This is a genomic window from Marinomonas spartinae, assembly GCF_900089775.1.
Taxonomy (GTDB): Bacteria; Pseudomonadota; Gammaproteobacteria; order Pseudomonadales; family Marinomonadaceae; genus Marinomonas; species Marinomonas spartinae.
This window is the reverse complement of record NZ_FLOB01000002.1, coordinates 507,901-521,571: the sequence shown is the minus strand read 5'-3', so window position 1 is coordinate 521,571 and position 13,671 is coordinate 507,901. Positions and strand designations below refer to the sequence as shown.

Sequence of the window (13,671 nt, the reverse complement as noted above, 5' to 3'; positions counted from 1 at the left end):
CCCTACTTGAAGGTACTCACATCCGATTGGAACAGTAGCAAAGACCAACTCACATTTGTGCGTAAACAAGTCTTTATTATAGAACAAGGCATTGCCCCAGAAGATGAATGGGACGATCAAGATGAAGACGCCGTTCACTTTGTCTCATTTGGTACAACCGCCGTGCCAACGGGCACCTGCCGCTTAACGGAAAATGGTCAAATTAGCCGTCTGGCCGTTTTGCCTGCTTATCGTCATCAGGGCTATGGCGAGATGCTAATCAATCGGGCGATCAAAGTTGCCAGAGAAATGGGCATTCGACATGTCTTTTTACATGCCCAAGTAGACGTACAGACCTTTTATGAAAAGCAGCGCTTTAAAACCGACGGCAAAATTTTTCTAGAAGCAGGGAAAATGCATATCCGTATGGAACGTGAGATTTAGTCTTCTTATGGGTATCTAGCTTAAACAAAAAAGCGAGCCTTCCATTTTAGATAGGCTCGCTTTTTATGCTGTGCTTTTTTTAATTTAAAAAGCGATTAATTAAACAACAGCAATTAGCTCAACATCAAACTGAAGTACAGAATGAGGCTGGATCATAGCACCGGCACCTTGAGCACCATACGCCAGCTCAGCAGGAATAGTAAGACGGTATTTCGCGCCTTCTTTCATCAATTGTAATGCTTCTGTCCAACCGGCAATAACACCCGTTAGAGGAAATTCAATTGGCTCGCCACGGGCGATAGAGCTATCAAAAACCTGTCCATCGATCAAGCGACCTTCATAGTGAACACGTACTGTAGAGCTGCGCTCTGGAGTTGCACCAGTTCCTTCTTGTGTTACTTCGTATTGAAGGCCACTTTCTGTCACTGTCACACCTGGTTTTGCTTTATTCTCTTCTAGGAAAGCAGCACCTGCCTGAATGTTGGCTTGAGATGCCTCACGACTCTTCTCTTCCATTTTTTGTTGAAGCTCAGCAAAAGCGGCTTCAAGTTCCGCACCTGGAACACGCATTTCAGCACCATTTAGGGCATCTTCAATGGCTGCGAACAAATGAGGTAAGGATAGTTCACCAAGATCACTACCACGAAGTTGATCACCAATTTGACGACCGATGCCATAAGCGATTTTAGATTGGTTAGAGTCGAACGACAGTTCTGACATAAAAATACTCTCTTTATTTGTAAAAATTTGAGGCGCTATCATAACATAGCCGTAAGCTCAGGAAAGAGCCGGCTTTCAGGCACACCAAAAACCCATCAACTTATCTCTTACTTTCAAAACAAAAATAACGCTTGCTAATGATATTGATTATCATTTACAATTTATCATTATCAACGGAATGGGGCACTTCACCATGAAAGCTAAGGTTTTTGTATCGCAAGTCAGCCATAAAAAAGATGATAAAAAACCCATTGATTACTGGGGACTACTCTTCGTTGGCATCATCTTGATTGTCTCATTTAGTTGTTTCCTATTCGACACATATCAGGAAAACTTACAGACTCAAGCCAGTGCCAACATTATACAACCCACACAGTTAAAACATGATCTAGATCATCATATAAAAGTGTGAAAGGAATAAACTCTTTTTATAGAAGATAAACAACACGCCAAGGAGAGTCTCCATGTTACCTGAAGTCAACACTATCCTTTACGCCTGCGACTTAGAAGGCCAAACTCAATCAGCGCTAGGGCACGTTATGAACCTTGCCCTTGCCCATCAGGCCAAGGTTGTGGTTATGCATGTACTTGAACCACTTGGTGCTCAAGCAACCAATATGATTACCAACTATCTGCCTGAAGAAACCACCAAAGCCATGCGCGAAGAGGCTGTCAAAAACATCAATGAAAAGATGAGGGTGTTACTCAGCGACTACATTAATGACAATAAAGAAGCGCTATCCGCCTTAGCTCATCCACCTGAAACTAAAATTGCACAAGGCATCCCTTATGAAGCCATTATTCATGTTGCTGAAAAAGTGGAAGCCGATATTATTGTTATGAACAGCCGTAATCATAGCCGTTTTGGCCAAATGATCATTGGTTCTACTGCGAACAAAGTGATTCACCACAGCAATATCCCAGTACTGGTTGTACCCATCAAAGCACATAAATAACAGACACACTAGCCAGAATGACCCATCTTAGATACACTTACTGTATATATAAACAGTAAGTGTATCTATGATTCTATATATTGCCGAAAAACCCAGTCTTGCTCGCGCTATCGCCGCCGCCCTCCCTTCCCCGCAAAAAAAAGAAGAAGGCTGCATTTGGTTACCCAACGGCGATTGCATTAGCTGGTGTATCGGCCACTTACTAGAGCAAGCTGAACCTCATCAATATAATCCTGCTTATAAGTCGTGGAGCCTAGATCACTTACCCATTATTCCAACTGATTGGCAATGGCAAGAAAAGTCCGGCACTAAAAAGCAACTCAGCATCCTGAAAAGACTTATCAAGAAGGCCAGTCTGTTAGTCCACGCTGGCGATCCAGACCGAGAAGGACAGTTACTGGTTGATGAAGTACTGCACTACACTAACGTCCCCGCCCAAAAGCTAAAAAGCACACAGCGTTTACTCGTTAGTGATTTAACCCCGACTGCGATCAAAAAAGCCCTAAACAACTTACGACCTAACAGTGAGTTCGCCGCCTTATCACGCTCAGCACTGGGCCGTGCCCGAGCCGATTGGCTATTAGGATTGAATCTAACAAGAGCTTACACAATTAGAGGCCGTCAGGCTGGCTATCAAGGGGTGTTATCAATTGGCCGAGTGCAGACTCCAGTACTGGGTTTGGTAGTCGCCAGAGACAAAGAACGAGAAGCGTTTGTGCCCAAAGACTTTTACCAAGTCTGGGCAACTGTTCAAACGTCGCAGGGCGCCCTGTTCCAAGCAAAATGGCTGCCCAGTGAGGCCTGCCAACCCTATATGGATGATGAAAACCGCGTTCTGAGTTTGCCACTGGCCCAAAATGTCGCCAGCAGAATCACCAACAAGCCAGCTAGAGTCATCGATGCACAATACAAGCAAAAGAAACAAAGTGCACCATTGCCATATAACTTGTCGGCATTGCAAATCGACGCAGCAAAGGCTTTTTCTTTATCTGCCCAACAAGTACTAGACACCTGCCAAGCTCTGTATGAACGTCATCAGATAATCACTTATCCACGTTCCGATTGTCGTTATTTACCCGTCCAACAACACAAAGATGCACCCGCTATTATTAATGCACTGGCACGCTCTGGTGGAGACAGACAGCCAGCAGCCGAAAACGCAAACGCTTCTCTTAAAAGTAAGGCTTGGAATGATAAGCAAATCACCGCCCACCATGCGATTATCCCAACGACTCAAGCTCACAAAGCTGCTTCATTATCAAAAACAGAAGCCTTGGTTTTTAATTTAATCGCTCGCCAATATCTTATGCAGTTTTATCCTGAATACGATTATTTGGCCTCTTACATCAAGCTAGAAATAGAGGGTGGACTCTTTGAAGCCAAAGGCAACACTCCCATTTCGCTGGGTTGGAAAAGCCTTTTACCGGCCAAAAATAAAGCGAAAGACTCTGAAGACGAAAACCAACACGAGCTACCAAAGTTGTCGAAAGGGGAAGCCTTATGGTGTACACAAGGGCAAGTGCAAGAAAAAGTGACTACGCCCCCCGCTGCCTTCACCGACGCTACCTTACTCGCCGCCATGACGGGCATCAGCCGATTTGTCACCGACAAAGACATTCGCGCTATCTTAAAAGAAACAGATGGGCTAGGCACTGAAGCAACACGGGCCAGTATCATCGAATTGCTTTTTAAACGAGGTTTTTTGACTAGGCAGGGTAAACAGATTCACGCTAGCCAAACGGGCCGAGCCTTTATCGATTGCTTACCAGAGCAATTGGTCACCCCAGATATGACGGCAAAATGGGAGTCAGCTCTCAATAATATCAGCCTAGGTGAGGCCAGCTATCAATCCTTTATGGAAAATTTAGAAACAAATTTAAATCAACTACTTAGCTCCTCACGAGACATGCCTACTTCTGCGCTACAAAATCTTCCTGCCCCAAGTAAAAAGCCTTTTACCAAGCGAAAAGGCACAACCAACAGAAAATCGACAGGCACCCGAAAAACCGCCACAACCAATAAAAGCTCGGGGGGCAGAACCGCGACGTCAAACGCAAGACGACGCTCGAAAGCGTCGTCTTAAATCAGTAGAGTGGCAAGTTAGCCTATCGCCAACCAGCCTCCGACCCCCATCATCAACGTCCCTGCGATACGATTCATAATCCGCACATTGCCACTTTTCATCAAAACGGATTTTAGCGTGCGACCGCCTGCGGCATAGATTAATAAGCAAGTAAATTCAAGACAAAGAATAATAGCGATGAGGATCAATAGCTGACTTGCCAAGGATTGGTTGGGGTTTAAAAAAGGTGGCAACAATGCTATGAAAAACGCCCACCCTTTGGGATTAGCAATGGCTGTCACAAAACCTTGAGACAGCAATTCAAACACGGAAGCGACTCGATCCGACGACTCCATTTTGATAGCCATTTTTCCTTTCGACAACCACATTTGAATACCAACGTAAGCAAGGTACAAACCACCAAGCAATTTTAATGCGGTAAATGCGCTTGGGTAATTCAGCAATAAAGCGGCAACACCAATGGAAGATAAAACAGCAACCATAGCAACCCCTGTCAGCTCACCGAGCATCATCCACAACGCCCGCTTTACCCCAATGGTCATACCCAATGTCATTGCGAGGGTCATACACATACCAGGGGTGATAGATACAAAGAAAAAAGTGGGTATAAACGCACTTAAAAGAGCTAGATTCACCGCATCACCCTATTAATATTAAAAGCTGACTATAACGTGAAAAATAGAACTTTGGATAGCACAAAGCGATGAATTCTGTGGATTAGGTTAGAAGTGTTTCTTTTCTTTAAACGTGGCGTCGTCCATGAATTTATCCCATTCGTCATTGATGCTGCTCTCCTCATCTTCAACAGTGGTCTCTTCTGCTTCTCGCTTCGCATCAAGCTCTTTTTCTATTTCATCAATAATCCCTTCTAGCTGCTTAATAGATGACAGCGTCTCAGGGTTGTCTTTTACTGGGGCTAATTGCGATAAGGCTTCCTTATATGAAGACAAGGCTGCGTCCATTTTACCTGTTAAAAAGGCTTGTCGACCTAGGTAGGCATGAAAATCGGCGTTTAATTTGTACTTATAAAATAAAAGCAGCCCCTCGTAACGAGCACCTGTATCAGAATTTAACGTTTTCTCTTTCACACTTTGCTTGATAAAAAAGTGGAACGATTCCAACAAGCGCTTCAATTCCATGATTAATAGCTCATCATTAATTGGCTTTGCTCGACGCTTTTGCTTACTCGACTGAAACTCTGTCATTTCTTGTTCTAAATGACTTTTTCGTCGTTGAAGAGCTGAGTTAGGCTCAAACTGGATAAGTTCATCATAGAGGGTAACCATACGAGAAAACAGCCAAAGTCTCATATCTTTGGGCTGATATTGAGGCGGTAAATCATCAAGATAACGACGCACCTGACGAATCTGGTTATTAATACTTGCGATTTTACGGAGCTTTTCGATGCGAGCCTGTTCTTTAAGCTGCAATACGATTGCAACCCCTACAAACCCGCCTATCACAAGCAATAAAACCGTAACTGTCACTGCCGTCATATTAAAAAAATTGCCTTCAATGCTACAAAAATCATTATTTAAGAGGAAAGGAAGATGTGAATAAGTTGCCCCAAGTTAAGAACACATGCTCATACCTTCTTCAATTATATTGCCGAAGCACATTACAAACCAAGTACTAACTACCCCCTGTTGAGCGATTCGTAAATAATGCCTGTTCAACCGACTCTATTATTCGCTTTAAACGATCAATGTCCTTTTGAGCTTCACCTATAGCGGCAACTTTTTCCATTTCAACCAATGCAGTCCGATACTTTTCTAATGCTCTTGCCTTTTTGTCCATATCCACATCACTGTCTGCCTGATGAACCAACAAATCATGATAGGCAAGACTATTTCCGTAGCGAATCAATTCCACTTGCTGTTTCGCTGTTTGCTTATCCACAATACCATTTAGCGCAAAGCCTTTGATCAATGCAGGCAAGCTAGAGAGCGATGCTTGAATCTTAGACAATTGATCCGATTGTGTCACTCTTCCCTTATCGGCTAACTTAGCACTCGACTTTAACTGATCACGAATTTTAAATAACTCTGGTAGCTTATCGGCAAGTTCCTGACCGTAACGCTGATGGGAACCCAATTTAGGAATAATCGTCAAAAGGTAGTCAACCAATAACAACTTTGTCTGGTGAGGCATATAACGATCCATCACGATATCCAAAATGGATAATATGCGATAACAGCGATTTACTAACTGATCAGTCGCTTTCTTTTTTAATTCGCGTTGTTTTTCATACCATTTCAGTACACCAAAAATGGTCAAAATCGCAAAAGAAACACACAGACAAATAACGACAATGAGTACAATATTATTCATCATGACATTCTTACCAAATCCAGTGAACAGTAAAATGGAACCTATTTAAAACAACGGTGCTGTCTTACTAAGGAAGGTATAAATACAAAAAGGCCAGCAGAACTGACCTTTTTGATTAAAGCACTCTTTTTCAACTAAAGCACCCAGAGAAGGCTTCGTTAATAACCGCAATTAACTTAATGCGTAACAGAGAATCCGACCAACATATAAAAAATCATTGCAGAAAGCAACGCCGATGCAGGTACGGTAATCACCCAAGCGGCGGCAATACGAAGAATTGCGGAGCGTTTAACCAATTCTTTTTTCGTCGCTTTCTTCAACCCTTTACGCTCGCCTTTAGAAATAGGTGAAATATAGCTGGCATTTTTTAAGTCTTTAAGAATTTGGCGTTTTTCGCCTACATCTGCCTGCGTAAAGCGTTTAACAAAAGCCTGTGTCTCTTCGATATCATGACCCGCACGCTGAGAGTGCTTAATGATCGAGGCTATCTTCTTTTCATAAGACAGCTTTAGGTACTCCCGCAAGAAACCCACGCCAAAAATGCCACCAACAGCAATATGGGTGGAACTAACAGGAAGGCCAAACTGAGAAGCAATAATCACCGTGATAGCAGCGGCCATCGCTACACAAAAGGCACGTGTTTTATCCAACTCAGTAATTTCAGAACCAACAGTTTTTATCAGTTTGGGCCCATACAGAGCTAAACCAACCGAAATACCAAACCCTCCAATCGCCATCACCCAAATTGGAATCGGTGCAGAGTTGGCAACCGCCCCCGTCATTAGCGCATCATTTATGGCCGCTAATGGTCCAATCGCATTGGCAACATCGTTTGCCCCATGGGCAAAGCTTAATAACGCAGCAGAGGCAATCAGTGGGATGGTGAATAAGCTATTCACAGCATCTTTATCATTTTTCAACTTCATTGCCGCTCTATCAACCATAGGGCGAACTAAAAAGTATCCCGTCATAGCAACTGCAAAACCGATTAATAAAGCGGTCGTCATATCCAATTTGAACAGATGTTTGAAGCCTTTCATGATCAAATAAGTTGAAAACGCCCAGACCATAATCGCCACCAACAAGGGCACGACTTTCCGAGCGGCAAGAATCATATCGCTACGGTAGGTCACAGTACGCTTGATAAACATCAGAAAAGCCGCCGCAATAAGCCCCCCCATTACAGGAGAGATCACCCAACTAGCCACAATGGCACCAAGCTGGTTCCAGTTTGCAATCCCCCAGCCACCAGCGGCAATACCCGCACCAAGCACACCACCAACAATAGAATGGGTGGTAGAAACGGGTGCTCCAAGATACGTTGCTAGGTTTAGCCAAATAGCACCCGCTAGTAGAGCAGCCATCATAATCCAGATAAAGGTTGCAGAATTGGCAATAGAGCTTGGGTTAATAATGCCTTTCTGAATCGTCCCAACAACCGTACCACCTGCAATCAGAGAGCCTGAAGCTTCAAAGATTGCAGCAATCAGAATAGCCCCCGTCATAGAAAGCGCTTTCGAGCCAACGGCAGGTCCAACGTTATTCGCAACGTCATTTGCCCCTATGTTCAGTGCCATATACGCACCAATACCAGCAGCAATCGCTAAAATGGAGACATTCGAAACGGCGACACCTTGACTCACTGCATAAAAGCCCGCCAATAGCACAAATGCGAGAGCTATCAACACACGAATCAATTCACTGCCACCCAATAGGGTCTTTTCGTTTTTCAATTTGCTTGTAAGATCCATAGAGGCTCTTCTTTAAAGATTTATCTATGCCAAACTGCGGCTTACTTGACAAACTTATGGCTCATCATTCATCGCAAAATGCCTACCCTAGCACTTTTAGAAAGTTTGACGCTTTATTCATCCTGTCACATTTCCTTCATGAAATGTTAATCGCGCGCCATTCTACACCGAGGCAATTCAGATAAAAACCCTTAACATCTTTTATTGGACTCATTCCTACTAGGCCATCTCACTCACTGCAATTGCAATGCAATAGTGTAGGATGCAGTTCAAAATTTCGCCCTATAAAACCTCAGTATTTAGAGGATTATCTATTAAAGTTTGCTTTTTTATTAAAAATTAGCCATAAATGTGTAAAAACAATGCATTGCATGACAACGCCATATAAAACCAATGCCATTGAAACACTATAAGCCGCTACATTTAGTAGTAAAAATATAGCTAATCACCCCTAAATCAATCAAAGAGGGAACGGACTATGTCAGCAACAATCATTGTCGGTGTTGATGGAAGTGAAGCAGGTAATCGTGCTTTAGCCTATGCAAAACGGCTCGCAACGTTAATAGGAAGTGAATGCAAACTTGAACTCGTTTGTGTGGTCGAGTGGTCTCCTTATACATTTCAAACACCAGAAGAAAACTCCCATCGTAAAAAGCAAAAACAAATTGAAACCCAAAACGCCCAAGAACGTGTTATCGATCCCGCTTTAGCATCTCTAAAAGAGGAAGGAATCGCCGCGTCTGGCGTTGTGAAATTTGGTAAAGCCTCCTCAATTCTCAATAACATTGCTGTAGAACACAACGCTGAACAAATTGTCGTTGCTCGCTCCACAGAGCAAGGTTTAAGTGCACGAGTTTTTGGCAGTGTAACCGCCAACCTCGTTATGAGCGCCAATGTCCCCGTAACGGTTGTCAGCTAAGGAGCATGATTATGCTAAAACGTCCCTATTTTATTTTTACGTCTTTTATAAGCCTGCTGCTTTTAACGCTAAGCTCTAGTGCACAAGCGGAAGAAAGCTCTGGCGGCATTGATGCCGTGGTCAATGAAATGTTTGGTCATGCCACAGGCTGGTTTGTTAGCCTTATCTTCGCACCTTTTCCCGGAACGAGTTTCCCTTGGATTGTGCTTTGGTTAGTCACTGGTGCATCCATCTTCACACTCTACTTCGGCTTTTTACAATTTCGCGGCGTGGGCCACTCTATTGCTTTAGTAAAAGGTGACTATTCCGACCCAAATGACGCAGGAGAAGTAAGTCATTTCCAAGCACTGGCCACCGCCCTATCTGGAACGGTAGGCCTAGGGAATATTGCAGGTGTGGCCGTTGCGGTGTCTATCGGAGGACCTGGCGCGACTTTTTGGATGATTCTCGCAGGCCTTATGGGCATGGCTTCCAAATTTACCGAGTGTACACTGGGGGTTAAATACCGTAATGAGTACAAAGATGGCAGCGTCTCTGGTGGACCTATGTACTATATTTCCAAAGGTTTTAAAGAGCGTGGCATTCCTGGCGGTCGATTCTTAGCTGGCCTGTTTGCTGTGTTTTGTATCTTAGGAGCACTTGGTGGTGGCAATATGTTCCAAGCCAACCAAGCCCATGCGCAATTAACCCAAGTCATTGGTAACTATCCAGGTTGGATTACTGGCGTGGTATTTGCCGCGCTCGTCTTTATTGTAATCGTCGGTGGGATCAAATCCATCGCACGTGTTACGGATAAGATTGTTCCTTTTATGGGGATTCTTTATGTTGGCTCAGCCATTGTTATTTTAATCGTTAACGCCGATAAAATAGGCTGGGCATTTGGCCAAATCTTTGCGGGCGCTTTTACCGGCCTTGGTGTGGCGGGTGGTATGGTCGGTGCCTTGATTCAAGGCTTTAAACGCGCGGCCTTTTCTAACGAAGCAGGGGTAGGTTCTGCGGCTATTGCCCACTCTGCTGTACAGACAAATGAACCAGTTACCGAAGGGTTTGTATCGTTGTTGGAGCCGTTCATTGATACCGTTGTTATTTGTACCATGACCGCCCTAGTCATCATCATTACAGGTCAATTGGTGCAAAATCCAGAAACAGGCATGTATATTTTAAACGAAGCAGGTACCGCCATTAAAACTGCCGACGGCTCTTCTGGTGTCGCACTAACGTCTGCCGCTTTTGCTTCTGCGTTTAGCTGGTTCCCTATTTTGCTGGCGATTGCGGTTATCCTGTTCGCTTTTTCGACCATGCTCAGCTGGTCTTACTATGGCTTAAAAGCTTGGACCTATCTCTTTGGTGAAGGCAAAACAGCGGAGCTAACTTTTAAAACCTTGTTTTGTGTCTTCGTTATCATCGGTGCCGCCGCCAACCTAGGCCCAGTGATTGATTTTTCTGATGCGGCTATCTTCGCCATGGCTGTTGCAAACATCATCGGCTTGTACTTCTTAATGCCGATTGTTAAGAAAGAGCTTACCTCCTATCAAAAACGTCTAAAGTCTGGTGAAATTGTTAAATATAAAGACCGCAAAAAGGCGCAAAAAGCCTAGTCTCTACTACCAGTAACAAGACAATTAAAAGACCAAATGACAGTATCATTTGGTCTTTTTTTATTTAGGTCGTTGGCCGTTTTACTACTACTTTTTGCGAACAACTAGGTCTTAAAAGAAGCCCAATGGATTAATGTCATAGCTTACCAACATGTTCTTCGTTTGTTGATAGTGCTCTAGCGCTAGTTTATGAGTTTCACGTCCGACACCGGATTTTTTATAACCGCCGAAAGCAGCATGGGCAGGATATTGATGATAACAGTTCATCCATACACGACCCGCTTCAAGGTTACGCCCCATGCGATAAGCGAGATTGGTGTCTCGCGTCCATACCCCCGCCCCTAGACCAAACTCGCTATCGTTAGCAATTGCTAGCGCTTCGGCTTCATCTTTAAAGGTCGTAATACTAATCACAGGACCAAAAATTTCTTCTTGGAACACACGCATGTCATTTGTTCCCTTAAACATGGTTGGTTGAACATAGAAGCCTTTATCAAAGCCATCCATTGACTCAACACCACCGCCGATCAAAAGCTCTGCTCCTTCTTCTTTACCGATATCAATGTAGCTTAATATTTTATCAAACTGCTCTTGAGACGCTTGTGCGCCTACTTGAGTCTCTGTATCTAATGGGTTACCACGCTTAATGGTTTTAGTACGTTCAATTGCCAAGGCAATAAACTCGTCATAGATAGATTCTTGGATCAAGACACGGGAAGGACAAGTACATACCTCTCCTTGGTTAAAGAAGGCCAATACCAGCCCTTCCACACATTTGCTAATGAAGGTTTCTTCTTGTTGCATAATATCGGCAAAATAGATATTAGGTGACTTGCCGCCCAGCTCCACGGTAGATGGGATGATATTTTCAGCCGCACACTTCAGAATATGCGAACCTACAGGCGTTGATCCTGTAAAGGCAATCTTCGCAATACGCTTACTGGTTGCTAGCGCTTGGCCCGCCTCAGCACCAAACCCATTAACAATGTTTATCACGCCTGCGGGTAAAAGATCGCCAATAACTTTTATCAGCTCTAAAATAGACGCTGGTGTCTGTTCTGCAGGTTTTAATACAACACAATTACCTGCGGCAATCGCAGGCGCTAACTTCCAAGCAGCCATCAATATTGGAAAGTTCCACGGGATAATTTGACCAACCACACCTAATGGCTCATGGAAATGATAAGCCACGGTATTCTCATCCAACTCTGCGGCACTGCCTTCTTGGGCTCGTAAACAGCCTGCAAAATAGCGAAAATGGTCTGCAGCCAGCGGAATATCAGCATTTAAGGTTTCACGTACCGCTTTGCCGTTATCCCAGGTTTCAGCCACGGCTAGCAGTTCCAAGTTTTGTTCAATGCGGTCAGCAATCTTCAGGAGTATATTCGCACGATTAATAACAGAGTTTTTCCCCCATGCCGCTCTTGCTGAGTGGGCAGCATCTAGTGCCAAGTTGATATCCTCTTCGGTGGAGCGGGGAATACGACAAAAGACTTCACCAGTCACAGGGCTTATATTGTCAAAGTATTGCCCTTTCACAGGGGGAACCCACTCACCGCCAATATAATTCCCGTATTCAGCTTGGAAAGAAACGACGCTACCTTCGCTACCAGGTTTTGCATAAATCATGATGATGTCTCCAATCTTGTTGTTTTTATAACGGTGTCTTTTCTGTTCTCACTGTAGGAATAAGCGACACACAAAGCTTGCCTGTGAGTCCATGATAGTTGCCTGTGTGTCCAATTTTTATTCAAGCTCATAGTTGACCCTAATGCCTATTGGGTAGATTATTAGTCTCAAACAAATCACGCCATACAAAAATAATCTGAGGTGTGCTCATGACAAATGCAGTGATCAATCCATCATTAACATGGCAAAAACGCTCGCCCACTCAACTGGTTGAAAACCGTGTGTGCTTTGCTGGAATAGACTCAGAACTCAGCATCTATGACACGTATGAGCAAGCTAAAAAAGTCAGCTTAAAAGCCGACTCTCTGCTGTATTGCGGCATGGTGACAGGGGCTAAAGTCATGCATACGAAACAAAAAAGCGACATTGCTTTCCTGCCTCATGAATCATTTATTTTAGCGCCCAATGAAGAAGTATTTATCGATTTTCCAGAGGCGAATATCAATCACCCCACAACCTGCTTGACGATTGCACTATCAAAAGAGCGTGTTGCGCAAATTAGTGATCGTATGAATGATACATGCCTTCCCAATTTGGCCGACAAAATTGCCGTCGACCCAAATCAGCCATTACACACCCTGCATACTCAAGCAACACAACAGGTAATTGATCGTTTAACCAGCCACTTTATACAAAATGATCCTGACCGCGATTTACTGGTGGACTTTGGTGTCAATGAACTTATTATGAGAATCTTACGCTATCATGGAAGAGAGGCATTATTGCGCTATACACAAACCACCCCTGATGCAACGGGGTTAACCTGTGTGATTAATTGGATCGAAGAACACCTTGCTAGCCCTTTAGACATCGATGCTTTGAGCAAAATGGCCTGCATGAGCCGTAGCCGTTTTTATGATATATTTAAGCGACAACTGGGCTGCACACCACTGGAATACCAACATCAAAGACGCATGGCACAAGCCCATTTAAGACTCAAAAAAGGGGCTACTGTTACGCAAGTCAGTTTCGAACTAGGCTATCAAAGCTTGAGTCACTTTAGTCGTCGTTTCCATCAGCATTTTGGCCTCTGCCCTAGCCAAATAGCTCAAACACGACTGAATTAACAAATAGACAGTCATGACGATGCAAATTGCCATAGAAATGTTCGTTATTACCTGTGTTCAATAGCAATTTGCTGGCAACGTTATACCACTCTTTAGTATATTAGCCGTTTGTCGTACCCAGTATTCGTTTCGCT

At 43.8% G+C, this 13,671-nt stretch carries 13 protein-coding genes; 7 read left to right on the top strand and 6 right to left on the bottom strand.

Annotated features, from left to right (window positions below):
• The first annotated feature begins 6 nt into the window (after positions 1-6).
• Positions 7-423 carry a GNAT family N-acetyltransferase gene (locus MSP8886_RS06465; RefSeq protein WP_067013897.1) on the top strand — a complete coding sequence of 139 codons (417 nt, stop codon included), beginning with the start codon at positions 7-9 and terminating at the stop codon, positions 421-423.
• A gap of 99 nt (positions 424-522) precedes the next feature.
• Here MSP8886_RS06465 and bamJ read toward each other — a convergent pair whose 3' ends face one another.
• The gene (gene bamJ, locus MSP8886_RS06460; RefSeq protein WP_067013895.1) at positions 523-1,143 is read right to left on the bottom strand and encodes a BamJ family beta-barrel-assembly machinery protein; all 621 of its coding nucleotides are present in this window, start codon (positions 1,141-1,143) and stop codon (positions 523-525) included.
• Between the two features lie 193 nt (positions 1,144-1,336).
• Between bamJ and MSP8886_RS06455 the strand changes: the two genes are divergently transcribed.
• The 3 genes from MSP8886_RS06455 to MSP8886_RS06445 all read left to right on the top strand — a co-directional run bounded on the left by MSP8886_RS06455 (position 1,337) and on the right by MSP8886_RS06445 (position 4,182).
• Positions 1,337-1,555: a hypothetical protein gene (locus MSP8886_RS06455; protein WP_067013893.1), complete on the top strand. Its 219-nt coding sequence runs from the start codon at positions 1,337-1,339 to the stop codon at positions 1,553-1,555.
• 52 nt (positions 1,556-1,607) lie between these two features.
• Positions 1,608-2,099 (top strand): universal stress protein, encoded by a 492-nt coding sequence (locus MSP8886_RS06450; RefSeq protein WP_067013891.1) that lies wholly within the window; start codon positions 1,608-1,610, stop codon positions 2,097-2,099.
• A gap of 67 nt (positions 2,100-2,166) precedes the next feature.
• Positions 2,167-4,182, top strand: a complete 2,016-nt coding sequence (locus MSP8886_RS06445) for a DNA topoisomerase III (protein WP_067013889.1) — start codon at positions 2,167-2,169, stop codon at positions 4,180-4,182.
• A 17-nt stretch (positions 4,183-4,199) separates the two neighbouring features.
• Here MSP8886_RS06445 and MSP8886_RS06440 read toward each other — a convergent pair whose 3' ends face one another.
• The 4 genes from MSP8886_RS06440 to MSP8886_RS06425 form a co-directional block, all read right to left on the bottom strand.
• The gene (locus MSP8886_RS06440; RefSeq protein WP_067013887.1) at positions 4,200-4,817 is read right to left on the bottom strand and encodes a LysE family translocator; all 618 of its coding nucleotides are present in this window, start codon (positions 4,815-4,817) and stop codon (positions 4,200-4,202) included.
• An 87-nt stretch (positions 4,818-4,904) separates the two neighbouring features.
• Positions 4,905-5,678 carry a hypothetical protein gene (locus tag MSP8886_RS06435; RefSeq protein WP_067013885.1) on the bottom strand — a complete coding sequence of 258 codons (774 nt, stop codon included), beginning with the start codon at positions 5,676-5,678 and terminating at the stop codon, positions 4,905-4,907.
• A gap of 136 nt (positions 5,679-5,814) precedes the next feature.
• Positions 5,815-6,516 carry a hypothetical protein gene (locus MSP8886_RS06430; protein ID WP_139063096.1) on the bottom strand — a complete coding sequence of 234 codons (702 nt, stop codon included), beginning with the start codon at positions 6,514-6,516 and terminating at the stop codon, positions 5,815-5,817.
• A 173-nt stretch (positions 6,517-6,689) separates the two neighbouring features.
• The gene (locus MSP8886_RS06425) at positions 6,690-8,264 is read right to left on the bottom strand and encodes an inorganic phosphate transporter (protein ID WP_067013879.1); all 1,575 of its coding nucleotides are present in this window, start codon (positions 8,262-8,264) and stop codon (positions 6,690-6,692) included.
• A 478-nt stretch (positions 8,265-8,742) separates the two neighbouring features.
• Here MSP8886_RS06425 and MSP8886_RS06420 point away from each other — a divergent pair, with 478 nt between their 5' ends.
• Both MSP8886_RS06420 and MSP8886_RS06415 read left to right on the top strand, forming a co-directional pair.
• Positions 8,743-9,183, top strand: a complete 441-nt coding sequence (locus MSP8886_RS06420) for a universal stress protein (protein ID WP_067013877.1) — start codon at positions 8,743-8,745, stop codon at positions 9,181-9,183.
• Positions 9,184-9,194: 11 nt separating this feature from the next.
• The gene (locus MSP8886_RS06415; protein WP_083200846.1) at positions 9,195-10,781 is read left to right on the top strand and encodes an alanine/glycine:cation symporter family protein; all 1,587 of its coding nucleotides are present in this window, start codon (positions 9,195-9,197) and stop codon (positions 10,779-10,781) included.
• Between the two features lie 111 nt (positions 10,782-10,892).
• Here MSP8886_RS06415 and exaC read toward each other — a convergent pair whose 3' ends face one another.
• The gene (gene exaC / locus MSP8886_RS06410; RefSeq protein ID WP_067013875.1) at positions 10,893-12,410 is read right to left on the bottom strand and encodes an acetaldehyde dehydrogenase ExaC; all 1,518 of its coding nucleotides are present in this window, start codon (positions 12,408-12,410) and stop codon (positions 10,893-10,895) included.
• Between the two features lie 209 nt (positions 12,411-12,619).
• On the opposite strand from exaC, the gene MSP8886_RS06405 reads away from it, so the two are divergent.
• Positions 12,620-13,537 carry a helix-turn-helix domain-containing protein gene (locus MSP8886_RS06405; RefSeq protein WP_067013873.1) on the top strand — a complete coding sequence of 306 codons (918 nt, stop codon included), beginning with the start codon at positions 12,620-12,622 and terminating at the stop codon, positions 13,535-13,537.
• The last annotated feature ends 134 nt before the right edge of the window (positions 13,538-13,671 follow it).

What these genes read in the sequence shown, in the direction of transcription:
- bamJ (WP_067013895.1), bottom strand. Translation starts at nt 1,143, where the DNA reads ATGTCAGAACTGTCGTTCGACTCTAACCAATCTAAAATCGCTTATGGC.
- MSP8886_RS06455 (WP_067013893.1), top strand. Translation starts at nt 1,337, where the DNA reads ATGAAAGCTAAGGTTTTTGTATCGCAAGTCAGCCATAAAAAAGATGAT.
- MSP8886_RS06450 (WP_067013891.1), top strand. Translation starts at nt 1,608, where the DNA reads ATGTTACCTGAAGTCAACACTATCCTTTACGCCTGCGACTTAGAAGGC.
- MSP8886_RS06445 (WP_067013889.1), top strand. Translation starts at nt 2,167, where the DNA reads ATGATTCTATATATTGCCGAAAAACCCAGTCTTGCTCGCGCTATCGCC.
- MSP8886_RS06435 (WP_067013885.1), bottom strand. Translation starts at nt 5,678, where the DNA reads ATGACGGCAGTGACAGTTACGGTTTTATTGCTTGTGATAGGCGGGTTT.
- MSP8886_RS06430 (WP_139063096.1), bottom strand. Translation starts at nt 6,516, where the DNA reads ATGATGAATAATATTGTACTCATTGTCGTTATTTGTCTGTGTGTTTCT.
- MSP8886_RS06425 (WP_067013879.1), bottom strand. Translation starts at nt 8,264, where the DNA reads ATGGATCTTACAAGCAAATTGAAAAACGAAAAGACCCTATTGGGTGGC.
- MSP8886_RS06420 (WP_067013877.1), top strand. Translation starts at nt 8,743, where the DNA reads ATGTCAGCAACAATCATTGTCGGTGTTGATGGAAGTGAAGCAGGTAAT.
- MSP8886_RS06415 (WP_083200846.1), top strand. Translation starts at nt 9,195, where the DNA reads ATGCTAAAACGTCCCTATTTTATTTTTACGTCTTTTATAAGCCTGCTG.
- exaC (WP_067013875.1), bottom strand. Translation starts at nt 12,410, where the DNA reads ATGATTTATGCAAAACCTGGTAGCGAAGGTAGCGTCGTTTCTTTCCAA.
- MSP8886_RS06405 (WP_067013873.1), top strand. Translation starts at nt 12,620, where the DNA reads ATGACAAATGCAGTGATCAATCCATCATTAACATGGCAAAAACGCTCG.